Consider the following 15,640-nt stretch of genomic DNA (forward strand, 5'->3'; position numbering starts at 1 on the left):
CTTTTATTTCCTTCAATATAAAGTACGCGATTATACTCCACTAAAGATAAAAGATGGTTGATTTTAGCCCTTTTTTAGTGCTGCAAACCTTTGAGTTTAAGATACTCTTTGGAGTTAGCCAACAGCTCTTCATCGCTTCCAATGGCGCAAATTTTACCATGTTTAAGAAGCGCAATCTTATCTGCTTTTTTGATGGTACTGAGGCGATGGGCAATGACAAAAGTGATTTTATCTTTGATAAGATTTTCAATCGCCTCAGTAATTTTTTGCTCACTTTGAGAATCAAGTGCCGAGGTTGCTTCATCTAAAATAAGCACTTGTGGATTGGTATAAATCGCACGCGCAATGGCAATACGTTGTCTCTGTCCTCCTGAAAGGTTCGTTCCAAACTCATCTAAATGGGTATGAATACCTTCTGGAAGATTTTGAATAAATTCGTAGGCATTTGCTTTTTTCAACGCGTCAATAACATTATTTTCATTGATTTCTTTACCATAAGCAACATTGGCAGCAACACTATCATGAAAAATATAAACACGCTGTGTTACCATCGCAATATTGTGACGTAAATCGTGAAGATCAAAAGATTTCAGATTAGTACCATTGATACAAACATCACCCGTTGTAGGATCATAAAAACGCATCAGTATATTCATTAAAGAGCTTTTTCCTCCACCACTATCGCCAATGAGGGCTATCATTTCACCTGCTTTTGCTTCAAGACTCACATCTTGTAAAGCTTCTTTTTCGCCATAAAAGAGAGAAACGTGATTAAAAGAAATCGTATCAATTTTAGAAGGTAACATTTCTGTTCCAACGGGGATAGATGAACGTTGATCCAGCAAAAAGAAAATGCGCTCACTGGCAACCAATGCGTCTTGCATTTTATTATAAAGTCCTGAAATTCTTTTAATAGGCGTATAAAGCATAAAAAGAGCTGTTAAAAAAGAGAAAAATGCACCAACACTCATACCCCCTTCAATCACCTCTTTACCACCGACTAAAATCACTACGGCAACACCAATAGAACCTAATGTTTCCATAACAGGACTGACAAGTTCATTGACTTTAACCGATTTCATTGTCAGTTTGAAGTAACGCTCATTATCTTTTTTGAAAAGTTCGTGCTCGTATGTTTGTGCATTATTGGCTTGAATAATCTCAATATTGTTGAAAATTTCACTGAGTTTTGCCGTAATATCCGAAACTTTTTCTTGCGATTGTCGTGAGACTTTTTTCATTTTTTTGGAAAGTACACTCAAAGGATAGATCGCTAAAGGCATAATAATGAGCGAATAAAAAGCAAGTTCAGGGCTTTGATAGATGACAACCCCCACTAAGCCAAAAATAGTCAGTGTTTGGCTTAGAAATTCAGGAATGAGATTGGAGACAACGGTTCTAACGCGCTCTACATCATTCGTATTACGGCTGATAAGTTCACCCGTTCGGTACTCATGAAAAAAAGAGAGGTCGAGTTTTAAAAGATTTTCCAAAATTATGTCACGAAAGCGTTTGATAATATCTTGCCCAATATAGGCGGTGTAGTATGCTTGTGTATAACGTCCTGCTTCTTTAAGTGCGTAAACAGCAATAATCGCATAGGGTAAAAGTTCAAGCATCTCTTTATCTTTGGCGATAAAAATTTCATCCAAAAGAGGCTTGACAAGATACGCTGAATAGGCAGTCCCCCACTTGAGAGAAGCATTCCAAAAATCGCTAAGAGAAAATAGGGAATATAGTCCTTAAAAAAAGGAGAAAAACGGGCTAATACGCCTTTAATACCGAGCATCTAGTTCACCTTTTCCCACTGTGTACCCGTTGTGGTATCCATAAGTTGTATCTGCTTGGTTTCGAGGAGGGTGCGAATTTCATCGGCTCTCATAAAATCTTTGGCTTTTTTGGCAACGGTGCGCTCTTCAATCAATGTTTCAATTTCCGCTTTTTCAGCATCACCGACACCAATTTGAAAGTATGTATAAGGATTATAAAGCCCAATACCTAATAGTAATTCAATCCATTGTAAATTGGCATGCGTTGTGGCTTTGAGTGCTTTATCTTTCGGGTTAAGATCGAGCATTTCATTGGCTGAAGTGATCATCTCATCCAAACTTGCAAGGGCTTTAGAGATATTGAGATCATCACTTAGTGCTTCCAGCATAGCCTCTTTAAACGGAACGGAGACTTCACTGACTGTATTTTCAAAAACTCTTTTTTTCAAACGATAAAGTTTATCAAGACGTTTTTTAGTGGTTACAAGGTCTTCTTCTGAAAAATTGAAATTTGCACGATAATGCGTTGCTAAAAGGTAAAAACGAAGTACTTCTCCACTATAAATCGCAAGCGCATCTTTTAAGAAAAAGCTATTTCCGAGTGACTTACTCATTTTCTCACCGCTAATAGTGACAAAACCATTGTGCATCCAGTATTTAGCAAGCTCTTGATCGCTTTTGCATCTGGTTTGCGCCGCTTCATTTTCATGGTGTGGAAAAAGAAGATCTGCACCTCCCGCATGAATGTCGATCTGAAAATCGCCACTGCTCGCAAGATGTTTTTCAATCATTGCCGAACACTCAATGTGCCAACCCGGTCGCCCCACACCAAAAGGGGCCGGATAGCTTGGCTCATTGGCTTTTGAGAATTTCCATAATGCAAAATCTTTTTGATCTTTTTTCTCTTCTTTTTGCTCAACGCGTGATTGACTCGCATCTTCTTCAATGATACGGTGACTTAAAGAGAGGTATTTGCTATCTTTAGCCGTATCAAAATAGATACCGTCGCTGGTCGCATAAGCGACTTTTTTGCGAAGCATCTCATCCACAAACGAAATGATTTCCGACACCGTCTCTGTCGCCTTTGGTTCAATGTCAGCATCGTTTACATGTAAAGCGTGCATTTCATTTTTGTAGCGTTCAATGTAAAACGAAGTGATCTGCTCAAGTGACTTTCCACTTTCTCTCATTTTATTAATAATTTTATCATCAATATCTGTAAAATTTTTCACAAAGGTGACATGATAACCAAGGGCAATAAATACGCGACGTAAAAGATCAAAAGCAATGGCACTTCTGGCGTGTCCTAAATGAGCATCATCGTATACGGTTGGACCGCAAACATAAATTTTAACTTCATTCTTTTGAATAGGAATAAACGGTACTTTTTTCTTCTGTACCGAATCATAAATAAACATGCATAAGTTCCTTTACATAGTGTAATACACCCCATTCCACAATAAGGAGTATGACTAAAATGATTGATTTTTTACTATATAGTATAGCAAAAAACTTTCCTAGCCCAAATGAGCGAAGGGTAAAAAAGAGCAAAACAAACGCCGAAAGGGATCCTGCAAGGGCAAGGCCTGCTGCGCCCATAGGTTTGATAAGACTAAAGGAGAAGATAAGGTTAGCAATGAGCGAATACATAGCAATAATGGCAGCTTCTTTTTGTCTCATCCCTGCATAAAGCCAAAGGGAGAAAAGTTTTGCTAAACCAAAAGGGATCAGACCTATCATATACATTGCTAAGACAAAACCTGTGTTGGCTGTATCTTGAGTCGAAAAAGAACCATGTTGAAACAGCAATTTGACAATTTCTTCACTAAGGATAAAACCACCCAGTGTTGATGTTGTGAGTAAAAATGCTAAAATCCAAAAGCCTTGAGAGAGTAAATTCGAAGCTTCTTCTTCTTTATTGGCTTTGATGAGTCGACTAATTTTTGGAAAAATTCCTGTGGTAAGTGCTATGGCAAAAAGAGCCAGTGGAAGTTGAAAAATACGGTTTCCATAGTAGAGATAACTAATACTACCCGTCACTAAAAAGCTTGCCAGTGTTGTATCAACAAAAGAGACGATTTGCGGTGTTGAATTTCCAATAACAGAGTGCCAAAAAGAGCGATTAAAGTTTTTATTGCTCTCTTCAAGCGCCGCATCTCTCTTGTGACGATACTTAAAACCCAGTGCTAAAAATTTAAAAAAACGCTCTTTCTTAAGCGCAAAAAGATGGGCAATCACTTGCAATACTCCACCGACCAAAACACCATAGCTTAAAGCATAAACAATCGTTTTACGATCATAGCCTTGAAATAAAAGCAGAGCCCCTATCATACCAATATTCAAAAGTGCTGTTGAAAAAGCGGAAACAGCAAAATGGTGTTTGTACTGGAGAAGGGAGCCAAAAAGGGTGACACAAAAGATGAGAGGTAAATAGTAAAAATTAATAGCAACAAAAGGCGCAGAGAGTGCCACCGTTTCATCATCAAAGCCAAAAGCAATTATTTTGGCAAAAGATTCGCTAAAAAGCGTAACAATCAATGAAAAAATAATAAGAAAAAGTAAAAAGCGTGAGAAAATGGTATAGGTAAAAAGTGCCTTACGCGATGTTTTAATGAAACTTGGAATAAAGCTCTGTGTAAAAGCGCCCTCCGCAAAAATACGGCGGAAAAGATTAGGAAATTTAAACGCCACGAAGAAGATATCGCTATAGATATTTGCGCCTAAAATTGAAGCACTCAGTATATCGCGAATAAAGCCAAATATACGTGAGACAAGGGTTCCAATACTGTTTGTAAAAAATGATTTAATAAGCATTGCGTATCTTATCAAAAAATGGTTTAAACAATATTTTTATCTATTTTTCGCTAAGATTTCCTAATATTATATGCAACATTTGTCGATATTAAAGCAAAATTGAGAGTTTATTCAAAAAACAGAGGTGCACATTGGGGCTATTTGATAAGATTAAAGGTCATAATACAGATGCGGGTACGCAAAGTGATGGTGATGTATCTGAATTTAAATCTATCGTTATAGACACTATCAATGTCATCAAAGAACTTAAAAATGTTGCTATTGCAAGTCATGTGAAGCCTACTGAGCTCTCTTTTAAACTTCTACGTACAACAACGTATTACAGCGATGAAAAGAGTGAAAATAATGAGATGAATGAAGAAGAGTTAAAACTTTTATTGGATGATAGCTTTTTACTCAACCCCAATCTCAAATTGACACAACATTATCGTGTTGAAATATATAAAATTGCCGATCAAGAAGAAGATCATACGATTCTTCCTGATATAACACTCAGTGGTAATAAAACTTTAACTAAGATTATTGCAATGGTTGCGAAAAGCCATGATGTCAAATATACCTCAAAACTTGAAGAGAAAATAATTGAAGATATTCAAATCAAAAAGATTAAAGCAGGCATCTTGGTAGGTATTCGTGATCAAAATATGTATAAAGAAGTTAAAAAAATTGTAGCTAATATTCGCGTGAATGGAATTATCGATCAAAATCAGACCTTTGTTGTCTGTCAAGGTGTGGATGAAGTACCTTCCATCAATGATGATCTTATCTATCACTATAAGAAAAAAATCAATGCTAAAAGCACCGATGGCAAAATTGATTATTCTAAACGAGGATACGTACTCGCTGTTGATAAAGATGAATGTATTATTGAATATATTAAACCGCAACTTGGAACTCCTGGACGTAACTGTAGAGGAGCATTTTTACCTGTAAAAGAACCTCGTAAGTCGAATGATACACCTATTGCTATTACGGCCAATCTCGCTAAAAAAGAGAGCGATACGAGTATCAAATATATTGCAAATCGCGGTGGCTATGTAAACTTTGACAAAGGCACTTATGATATCCAAGATCAGATGGAAATTAACGAAATAAGCTTCAGATCGACAGGTTCTATTGATGCAAGTTTGGGTTCAAACATTAAAATTAATATCAAAGAAAGTGATATTTTAAAAGATGCCATAGGCGCTGGTATGAGTGTTGAGACTTCCGAAGTACATGTTCAAGGTAACATTGGAAGTGGTGCTAAAATTAAAGCAAAGATTGCTGAAATTGGCGGACAAACACATCAGAGTGCTTATATTGAGGCAGATAAAATCATTATTTCAGTCCATCGTGGTGAAGCGAATGGTCAAGACATTGAAATTGATCGTCTGGAAGGTGGAAAAGTCATTGGGAATACCGTCCATGTTAAACAGATGATTGGTGGCGAAATTATTGCCAATAGCGTTAAAATAGACAATCTTCTTTCCAATGCAAAAATAACAGCGTGCGATCTTATCGAAATAACCGAACTTAAAGGCAACAACAATAAACTTATTATTGATCCAAGTGTCACAAAAGAGTTCAATGAAATGATTGATACAATTAATATTAAGATCGAAAAGCTTGAAGAAGAGCTCAAAGCATATCCTAGACAACTCAGTTCAAAAAAAGAGTTTATCGATAAAAATAAACCCATGGCTGAGATGGTTAAAGATAAGATTATGGAGCTTAAGCGTAATGGTGTCGAACCGCCTATGACACTTTTTGCAAAGATTAAAGATTTTCAAGAAAAAGTGATTGATTATAATACGTTTTTGCAGACCTTTAAAGATAAAAAAGAGGAGTTGCAAGAATATCGTAAAGAGCTCAATCAAGTCCAAAATAAAGTGTTCTCAGCAAAAATTATTAACCATTCTGCTTGGAAAGAGTTTAATGAAATACGATTTAGACTTATTTCTCCACCTAAAGATATAACCTACAATCCAAAAGAGCATGAAATTGTACGTGAAATTACGCTCAAAGATATGGGCAATGGCGAACATAGAGTAATGCGTTCCGCGGAGTATAGCAGCAAATGATAGTTGGTATTGAAGGAAAAGTTGTTAAAAAAGAGGTGACGTTTGTCCATATTAAAACAACTGCTGGTCTGACGTATAAAGTGTTTGTTTCATTATCGTGTCTTGGAAAAATTAGCAGTGAAATAATCTCTTTACATGTAAGCCAAATTATCAGAGAAGATCAGCACAGTTTGTATGGTTTTATCGACGAAAATGAGAAAAAAGTATTTGACACGCTTATTAAACTCAATGGCATTGGTCCTTCAACGGCTTTAGCGGTTTGTTCAACGCTCAGTCCCGATGATTTTGCACAAGCTTTAGTGAGTCAAAATGTTCAAGCTTTTCAAAAAGTTCCTGGTATTGGACCCAAGAGTGCCAAACGTATTTTAGTGGAACTGAGTGATTTTTCATTGCAACTTAGTGCTGATGAGCATAGCTCTAACAGTATGATAGAAGCCTCTTTGGCCCTTGAAAGTCTTGGATTTAAAAAAGAAATGATTAAAAAAGTATTGAGTACCTGTCAAGGCGTAGATACTCAAACACTCATTAAAGAAGCTCTTAGAAAGCTTAGTTAAATAAAGGATGAAAATGACTGTAGCCGTTTTGTTTGGCGCCCAAAGTTTTGAACATGAGATTAGCGTGGTGAGTGCCATTGCTCTTAAAAAAGTGCTGAAAAGTGACATTGTTTATATTTTTTGTGATTATTACCGTAATTTTTACTTGATTCCTACCGATAAAATTACGTCAAAACGTTTTAGCAGTGGAGAATATAAAAAAGATAAACCACTCTATCTTAAGCAAGGTGGTTTTTACGCTAAAAAAATGTTGGGTGAAGAAAAAGTGACGTTTGATGTCATGATTAACCTTGTGCATGGTATGGATGGGGAAGATGGAAAGCTCAGTTCTATGCTTGATTTTTTTAGTGTACCTTACATTGGACCACGGATTGAAGGTAGTTGCATCAGCTATAACAAACTTTTTACAAAGCTTTACGCCAAGGAAGTGGGCGTTAATGTTTTAGACTACCAAGTGCTTCGTAAAGGAAGTAACGAACCGATTAAAATTGCTTATCCCTTTATCGTAAAGCCTTTACGCCTAGGAAGTTCCATTGGCATAGGGATTGTTAAAGAAGAAAAAGAGCTTGCATACGCACTTGATGTTGCTTTTGAATTTGATGATAGTATCCTCATAGAGCCATTCATCAGTGGTGTAAAAGAATACAATCTTGCAGGTTGTAAGACTGATATGTTTCACTTTTCTATTATCGAAGAACCACAAAAAGAAGAGTTTTTAGATTTCGATAAAAAATATTTAGATTTTTCGCGTACAAAGAGAGTGAATGAGGCTACGCTAGATATCAAAGCAGAAGAGGGAATTCGTGACGCATTTATGAAACTTTACGATCCACTTTTCCTAGGGGCACTCATTCGTTGTGATTTTTTTGTAATTGATGGCATAACATATCTTAATGAAATCAACCCCATCCCTGGTAGCATGGCAAATTATCTTTTTGATGATTTTGATAAAATGATTAAGAATCTCTCAAAATGGTTGCCAAAAAGTATCACGATTCCAAAAGAGTACCGCTATATCAACTCCATTCAAGCAGCTAAAGGTAAGTAAAAGTCTTGTTTATGTAGGATATTACATAAAATTTTGCACAAAGGCTCTAATGGATGACCTATGCTAAAAACGAGATAATGACTGCAACAGACATGGTGCGCAACTTTAGTTCTGTGTTGGGTAGTATTACCAAAGGTAAAAGTAAACGTGTTGTCATCGTGAAAAATAACCGCTTTGAAGCGGTTATGATCACGGTAGATGAATACGAAAAAATGAGTGAAGCCGTTAATATTTTAGAAAAAATCTACGCCAACACGAAAAAGAAGAGTGATGGCTAAGAAAGAGATCGTATTTCAAAATACTTCTTACGAATTATCGTATGAGTTGCTCAATCAAAACCAACCTCAAACTATTCTCTTTTTGCATGGTTGGGGCAGTAATAAAGAGATTATGAAGCAAGCGTTTGGAAAGACGTTTCCTCAGTACCAGCATCTTTATCTTGATCTTCCTGGTTTTGGACACTCTTCAATTAATGATGTTATTGATACGGGAGCTTATTCCGACATTGTGCATGTCTTTTTGAAAGCTTTACATGTAAAGCCTCTCATCATCTTTGGGCACTCCTATGGCGGTAAAGTGGCAACCTTGCTGCACCCAGAAGTTTTGGTTTTACTCTCAAGTGCCGGCATTGTTATACCAAAATCGTTAAAGGTAAAGATAAAAATAGCCCTTTTTAAAATGCTTAAACCCTTTGCTCCACACTCTTTTTACCGTTTTTTTGCAACCAAAGATGTGGAAGGTATGAGCCCAACCATGTATGAAATTTTGAAAAAGGTCGTTAATGAAGATTTTAGTGAGCAGTTTCTTACATGTAAAGCAAAAGCATTTCTATTTTGGGGCAAAACGGATAGCGCAACACCGATTGCAAGTGGAGAAAAAATGCACGCTTTAATTCAAGGAAGTCACTTTTATCCACTTGAAGGAGACCATTTCTTTTTTTTAAAACAGTCAAAAATAATTGAAAAAACGCTTTTGGAGTTTGGATTTTGAGTACTTATAGATTGATTGTAACAGGACGCGTACAAGGTGTTAATTTTCGCCGATTTGTTGTTGATATAGCACAAGCATTGAATTATGTAGGATATGTCAAAAATAGTGCCGATGGTAGTGTTGAAGTTGTGATTAACTCTACTTATGAGGAAGATTTGGAATTTTTTATTAGTAAACTCTATGATGGTTCAATGTTTTCAGATGTTCAAGATGTTACCTGCCAAAAGATCGAAAATATGATCTTTGATGATTTTGAAAAGAGATAATGAGCATGGAAACAATGGTTACAAGCATCACTCACCTCTGTTTTATATTAGGGCTTAGCTACTATTTTATAACGGCAATGCAGTGGTACAGTTATAGATTAGAGCGCATTTTATTTCACTACAATCGTTATGATTGGCACGTGTTCTATTTTTTGGTTCCTTTAGCAGGGTACTACCTTCTAGATGGTTTTGTTCTTTCTTTTTTTGTTGCACTTTTTTTACTCTCTCTTTTTATATGGCAGAAGAAAATGGACAAAAAACTTGTTTGGACAGCACGAGTCAAGCGATTTTTCCTCTTTTTAGTCTTAGCCACTCTTTTTCAAGATCTTCTATGTATGGTATTGGTGACATCATGCTTGAAGCTAGGTGTCATTATTCTTTTAATGGCGGCTCAAATAGCAAGTATGTTGTATGAAAAGATGCTTTTTCTTAGCTTTAAAAAAGAGGCTCAGAAAAAATTGATGGCAAACAGTGCATTAAAAGTAGTTGCTATTACAGCGAGTTATGGTAAAACCAGTATTAAAAACTTTTTAGCGCAAATTCTCTCTACAAAACTCAATGTCTACAAAACCCCCAGAAGTGTCAATACCATAGGTGGTATTATCAAAGATATTAATGAATCGTTACCTGAACAATGTGATGTTTATATTGTTGAAGCGGGTGCTCGAGCTCGTGGAGATATTGATGAAATCGCACAACTTGTCAATCCCCACATTGCGGTGGTTGGTTGTATTGGCGAGCAACATATTGAGTACTTTAAAACATTGGAAAATATCCGCAATACCAAAATGGAACTGCTTCACTCTTTGCGACTTGAAAAAGCTTTTGTTCATGAAAGTGCTACGATTAAAGGAACAGAAACAATCATCTCTTTTGGAAGTGAACTGAGTGATATTGAAGCAAATTTAAATGGACTCTCTTTTTCTATGATGCTAGATGGAGTCAAAGAACATTTTACATGTAAACTTTTGGGTGCTTTTAATGCCATCAATATTGCAGCGGCGATTCATGTTGCACGTACACTGGGGCTCTCTATTGAAGAGATTAGGTCAGCCGTATCTCATTTAGAAGGGGTTGAACATCGTCTTCAAAAAATTGAAGCGGGTGGAAAGCTCATTATTGATGATAGTTTTAATGGTAATTTAGAAGGCATGCTAAGTTCCTATGATTTGGTTGCACAGCATCAGGGGCGTAAAGTGATTATTACTCCAGGTATTGTGGAAAGTACCGAAGAAGCCAATAAGACACTTGCCAAAAAAATTGATGATATATTTGATCTTGTCATCATTACAGGTAAAATAAACGTTACTATTTTACACGATAACATTCAGAAAGCTCAAAAAATTATCATTTCCGATAAAACGAAACTTCAAGAAACATTATCAGAACAAACATTTGCAGGAGATGTGATACTTTTCTCCAATGATGCACCAACTTTTCTCTAATAATCGTATCCTTTTTATATTCCTATTATCTGTTGTAAAGTATGATGGGCAATCAATTTAAAAGGAGTGAGATGAAAAGTAAGAGTTTGTATATCTCATCGCTTGCACCTGCTGCAGGCAGCTTGATCGTAGCGATGGGCATTATGGAACTATTAAAAGGGCGTCTTGGTAAGGTTGCTTTTTTTAGACCGGTTATTTTAGATGCGAATGAAGTTGATAAAGACATTGATTTCATGCTGGAATATTATGCCCTTAAAATGGACTATAACGCTACTTATGGTTACACTGTTCATGAAGTTGAAAGTTTAATTGCTGAAAATAAATACAATGAAGTTTTGGAAAATCTTATTGATAAATTCAAAATTTTAGAGAGCCAGTATGACTTTGTACTCATTGAAGGACTTAACCAAGCGAATTTTTCACAAACTCTTGATTTTGATATTAATCTTTCAATCGCTAAAAACTTGAGTAGCCCTTTTATCAGTGTTCTTAAAGGGAAGCAAAAAAGTGTTAAAGAGGTGTTAGATGAAATATCTATTGAGGCAGAAGCTATTAAAGGTGCTGGATGTCAGCATTTTGCGACCTTTGTCAATCGTTTAGGTGAACAAGAGGTTCAAGAGCTTAAAGAGCTCAATCGTGCCAAACCAATTCAAAATGTTCCTGTCTATTTTTTACCTGAGGTGCCAGAGCTTGACACTCCGACTGTTGCTGAGATAAAAAATAAGCTAGGTTGTTCCCATATCTATGGTGAAGAAAAAGATTTACGTAGAGTTGTCAAGCAGAGTAAAATCGCTGCAATGAAACTTGATAATTTTTTAGAATATATTGAAGATGGTGACTTGGTCATAACTTCAGGCGATAGATCCGATATTATCGTAGGATGTCTTAGTACCGTATCTTCTAATAATTATCCAAACATATCTGGCATTTTGCTGACTGCAGGGATGATGCCTCATAAATCCATTAACAAGCTTATCGCTGGATTTAAAGACCTTTCCATTCCTATTTTAAGTGTCGACAATGGTACCTTTGATACGGCTGTCAATGTCTCCAATGTTCCAGCGACCATTACACCACAAAGTGTACGAAAAATTGCATTGGCAATGGGACTTTTCTCTTCAAATGTCAATATTGAAGAAATCGAAAAAAGTATTGATACTGAATCTGCTACGAGTTCTATTACTCCGATTATGTTTGAATACGCTCTTTTTGAACGCGCAAGGAGAAATCGCAAAAAAATTCTTCTTCCTGAGAGCAATGATGAACGTATTCTTCGTGCAACGGAGATTTTACTTCGTCGTGATGTAGCTGATATTATTCTTTTAGGCGTTGAAGAAGAAGTACGTCGTAAGAGCGCAACGCTTGGACTTGATATTAGCAAAGCGACGATCATCGATCCTTTAACATCACCTCTAATGGAAGAGTTTGTCACTTCTTTCTATGAAATGCGCAAAGCAAAAGGCTTGAGCTTAGATGTTGCTCGCGATAGTATGATGATGAAAAATTATTTTGGAACGATGATGGTTTACCTAGGTTATGCTGATGGTATGGTTTCTGGTGCAATTCATACAACCCAAGAGACAATTCGTCCAGCACTGCAAATCATTAAAACCAAACCAGGCATTTCGATTGTTTCGAGTCTTTTCTTTATGTGCTTAGATACAAGAGTCTTAGTTTACGGTGATTGTGCCGTCAATCAAGATCCAAATGCTGAAGAGTTGGCACAAATTGCCATTTCTTCTGCCGATACGGCTAAGATATTTGGCATATCTCCAAAAATTGCAATGCTCTCGTATTCTACAGGTGATTCAGGTAAAGGTGAAGAGGTCGAAAAAGTGCGTTTAGCCACTAAAATTGTTAAAGAAACACGACCTGATCTTTTGGTAGAAGGGCCAATTCAATATGACGCTGCAATTGATCCTATTGTTGCTAAAACAAAATTACCAAATAGTAAAGTCGCTGGTGAAGCCACCATCTTTATTTTTCCAGACCTAAATACAGGTAACAACACCTATAAAGCCGTTCAAAGAAGTTCAGGTGCCGTTGCCATTGGTCCTGTGCTACAAGGACTTCGAAAGCCCGTTAATGATCTCAGTCGAGGTTGTTTAGTTCCCGATATTGTCAATACCGTTGCCATTACAGCTATTCAAGCACAAACCAATGATGGAGCCAATAAGTGAAAATTTTAGTCTTAAATGCGGGTAGTTCTTCTGTTAAATATCAACTTTTCAATATGGCCAATAATGAGGTTTTGGCCAGTGGCGTGATTGAACAAATTGGTGAAAAAGAGTCAATGGCTAAAATAAAATATAAAAAATCAGCCGGAGATGAGCAAAAAAGAGAAGAAAAATGCTCTATCCATGACCATGATGCAGCCTTAACATGGATGAGTGAGGCATTGATTCAATCAGGCGTTATTCACAACCTTAATGACCTTGATGGCATTGGTCATCGCGTTGTTCAAGGTGGCTCTTCATTTCAAGAGCCAGCGATGGTTGATGACTATGTGATGTCAGAAATTGAGCGTTTAATTCCACTTGGGCCATTGCATAATCCTGGGCATCTTGCGGGTATGAAGGTTTCGGTACATCAAAGCCCTAATGTTCCTCAAGTGGCTGTTTTTGACACGGCATTTCATTCAACATTACCTAATTATGCTTACATGTATGCTATTCCTTACAAATACTATGAGGAGTTACGCATTAGACGTTATGGTTTCCATGGAACTTCACACTATTACGTTACTAAAGTAGCTGCGAAGTATTTGAAACAAGATATTAATACGCTTAACGCTATTACGCTTCATCTTGGTAATGGTGCAAGTGTTGCTGCGATTGAAAACGGTCAAAGTGTTGATACATCGATGGGCTTAACACCATTAGAAGGTCTCATTATGGGAACACGAAGTGGTGACCTTGATCCGGCTATTCTTTTCTATTTAGCGCGTAAACGTGGACTTACTCTCGATGAACTGGATAAGATGCTCAACAAAGAGAGTGGATTAAAAGGTATTTGTGGGAGCAACGATATGCGTGAGATTACGCGTATGGCAGAGGAGGGTGATGAAAGAGCACAGCTTGCCTGTGACATGTTCAATTATCGCCTTAAAAAATACATTGGTTCTTATTCCGCTGTTCTTGGACGGGTAGACTGTATTATTTTTACAGGAGGTATTGGCGAAAATGCAAATGATGTTCGCCTCAAGTCTTGTGAAAAATTAGAGAATTTTGGTATTAAAATCGATCCAATCCTCAATAGCGTTCGATCAAGTGAAATTAGAACGATTAGTGCAGATGATAGCAAAGTAAAAGTTTTGGTTATCCCAACCAATGAAGAGCTTGAAATTGCAATAGAAACTTTGGAAATGATCCAAAAGCATCACTCGTAGAATATGTGTTTACATGTAAAGATTTTCTTTACATGTAAACCTCTTTTTTAGCTCAAAAGTTCTTTCGCAATTGTATTAATACGTTTACCATCAGCGACACCTTCGCATTCAGCAAGAACTCCAGACATAATCTTACCAATTTCTTTTAAACTCGTTGCCCCCGTTGCAAGAATATGCTTTTGAATGATAGCTTTAAGATTCTCATCACTGAGTTGTTGTGGTAAATAACTTTTTAAAATGGTTGCTTCTGCCAACTCTTTTTCATAAAGATCAACTCTTCCTGCATCTTTAAAAGCAGATAAGGCATCTTCACGTTGCTTGAGTGATTTTTGGATAATCTTTACAATATCAGAATCACTCAGTTCTTTACGTTCATCGACTTCAATTTGTTTAAGCGCACTCATCAAAAAACGGATGACATCACGTTTAAAAGTATCTTTGGTTTTCATCGCATCTTTTAGATCATCTTGAAGTTTTGATTTGAGTTCTGACATCTTTTTTCCTTAGAATATAATTTACTTTAGAGGCGAGTATTTTATAGTATAATAGTAAAAAATAGAATAAAATGGAGCCGTATGAGAGTTTTTACATGTAGCTTTGTAGCCGCTCTTTTTTTGGCAGGCTGCTCTGTACATCCAGCTGATCCAAAAATTAGTATGAAAGCACCTGTATACGTTGATGAAACGCCTTCCAAAGTGAACGAAGCAATGCCTTCTAATCAAGGTAGCCTTTTTGGACAAGGTGACAACCCTTTATTTGCCGATCTTAAAGCAATGCATGTGAATGATGTTGTCACTGTTACTATTACAGAAAAAACAGCACAAACATCTACTGGGAAAAAGGCTTTAACAAAACAGAGCAGTGATTCTCTTGGAGCGGGCATTACCACTGCTGCAGGTGGTGGTGTTTTAGGTACGGTATCCAAAAATTTAAATGATGTTGGTAATATTGGCTTTACAACAGGATCCAATAACTCTTTTACAGGCAATGGAAGTAATACGCGTAATGAAACCTTTAGCACGACTATTTCGGCCCGTGTCATTAAGATTTTAAATAATGGACATTACTTTATTGAGGGTAGTCGCGAATTATTGATTAATGGTGAAAAGCAAATTATTCAAGTGAGTGGTGTCATTCGACCTTATGATATTGATAAAAACAACAACATTGATTCAAAATATATTGCAGATGCAAAAATTCTTTACAAAACAGAAGGTGATATAGATCAAACAACGACCAAGCCATGGGGTGCTAAATTTATGGAAACCATTTGGCCATTTTAATGCAATTATACTAAAGGATA

At 36.6% G+C, this 15,640-nt stretch carries 13 protein-coding genes and 1 pseudogene; 10 read left to right on the forward strand and 4 right to left on the reverse strand.

Features of this window, described 5'->3' with window-relative positions; all coding sequences use genetic code 11:
• Positions 1–74: 74 nt before the first annotated feature.
• The 3 genes and pseudogenes from SJPD1_RS07190 to murJ form a co-directional block, all read right to left on the reverse strand.
• Positions 75–1,789: pseudogene (locus SJPD1_RS07190) on the reverse strand (ABC transporter ATP-binding protein).
• On the reverse strand, positions 1,790–3,187 hold the full coding sequence (gene cysS, locus SJPD1_RS07195) for a cysteine--tRNA ligase (RefSeq protein WP_096046616.1): 1,398 nt from the start codon (positions 3,185–3,187) through the stop codon (positions 1,790–1,792).
• Positions 3,174–4,583, reverse strand: a complete 1,410-nt coding sequence (murJ, locus tag SJPD1_RS07200) for a murein biosynthesis integral membrane protein MurJ (protein ID WP_096046617.1) — start codon at positions 4,581–4,583, stop codon at positions 3,174–3,176. Before murJ ends, cysS begins: the two co-directional genes overlap by 14 nt.
• 131 nt (positions 4,584–4,714) lie before the next feature.
• Here murJ and SJPD1_RS07205 point away from each other — a divergent pair, with 131 nt between their 5' ends.
• The 9 genes from SJPD1_RS07205 to SJPD1_RS07245 all read left to right on the forward strand — a co-directional run bounded on the left by SJPD1_RS07205 (position 4,715) and on the right by SJPD1_RS07245 (position 14,337).
• Positions 4,715–6,646 (forward strand): flagellar assembly protein A, encoded by a 1,932-nt coding sequence (locus SJPD1_RS07205; RefSeq protein WP_096046618.1) that lies wholly within the window; start codon positions 4,715–4,717, stop codon positions 6,644–6,646.
• On the forward strand, positions 6,643–7,200 hold the full coding sequence (gene ruvA, locus SJPD1_RS07210) for a Holliday junction branch migration protein RuvA (protein ID WP_096046619.1): 558 nt from the start codon (positions 6,643–6,645) through the stop codon (positions 7,198–7,200). Before SJPD1_RS07205 ends, ruvA begins: the two co-directional genes overlap by 4 nt.
• Positions 7,201–7,213: 13 nt before the next feature.
• Positions 7,214–8,248 carry a D-alanine--D-alanine ligase gene (locus SJPD1_RS07215; protein WP_096046620.1) on the forward strand — a complete coding sequence of 345 codons (1,035 nt, stop codon included), beginning with the start codon at positions 7,214–7,216 and terminating at the stop codon, positions 8,246–8,248.
• A gap of 53 nt (positions 8,249–8,301) precedes the next feature.
• Positions 8,302–8,526, forward strand: a complete 225-nt coding sequence (locus SJPD1_RS07220; RefSeq protein ID WP_087438612.1) for a type II toxin-antitoxin system Phd/YefM family antitoxin — start codon at positions 8,302–8,304, stop codon at positions 8,524–8,526.
• Entirely contained in the window at positions 8,519–9,238 is a 720-nt protein-coding gene (locus SJPD1_RS07225; RefSeq protein ID WP_096046621.1) for an alpha/beta fold hydrolase, read from the forward strand. Before SJPD1_RS07220 ends, SJPD1_RS07225 begins: the two co-directional genes overlap by 8 nt.
• The gene (locus SJPD1_RS07230; protein WP_096046622.1) at positions 9,235–9,504 is read left to right on the forward strand and encodes an acylphosphatase; all 270 of its coding nucleotides are present in this window, start codon (positions 9,235–9,237) and stop codon (positions 9,502–9,504) included. The genes SJPD1_RS07225 and SJPD1_RS07230 overlap by 4 nt, the downstream gene beginning before the upstream one ends.
• Before the next feature lie 5 nt (positions 9,505–9,509).
• Positions 9,510–10,949, forward strand: coding sequence for a Mur ligase family protein (locus SJPD1_RS07235; RefSeq protein WP_096047816.1), 1,440 nt, complete (start codon positions 9,510–9,512; stop codon positions 10,947–10,949).
• Positions 10,950–11,020: 71 nt separating this feature from the next.
• Entirely contained in the window at positions 11,021–13,129 is a 2,109-nt protein-coding gene (gene pta, locus SJPD1_RS07240) for a phosphate acetyltransferase (RefSeq protein WP_096046623.1), read from the forward strand.
• Complete coding sequence (locus SJPD1_RS07245) at positions 13,126–14,337, forward strand: acetate/propionate family kinase (protein ID WP_096046624.1); 1,212 nt, start codon at positions 13,126–13,128, stop codon at positions 14,335–14,337. Before pta ends, SJPD1_RS07245 begins: the two co-directional genes overlap by 4 nt.
• A gap of 47 nt (positions 14,338–14,384) precedes the next feature.
• Here SJPD1_RS07245 and SJPD1_RS07250 read toward each other — a convergent pair whose 3' ends face one another.
• On the reverse strand, positions 14,385–14,831 hold the full coding sequence (locus SJPD1_RS07250) for a GatB/YqeY domain-containing protein (RefSeq protein WP_096046625.1): 447 nt from the start codon (positions 14,829–14,831) through the stop codon (positions 14,385–14,387).
• 81 nt (positions 14,832–14,912) lie between these two features.
• Between SJPD1_RS07250 and flgH the strand changes: the two genes are divergently transcribed.
• A complete protein-coding gene (gene flgH, locus SJPD1_RS07255; RefSeq protein ID WP_096046626.1) occupies positions 14,913–15,620 on the forward strand; it encodes a flagellar basal body L-ring protein FlgH in 708 nt (235 codons plus the stop codon).
• The last annotated feature ends 20 nt before the right edge of the window (positions 15,621–15,640 follow it).

The sequence above is a fragment of the Sulfurospirillum diekertiae genome (assembly GCF_002309535.1).
Lineage (GTDB): Bacteria > Campylobacterota > Campylobacteria > Campylobacterales > Sulfurospirillaceae > Sulfurospirillum > Sulfurospirillum diekertiae.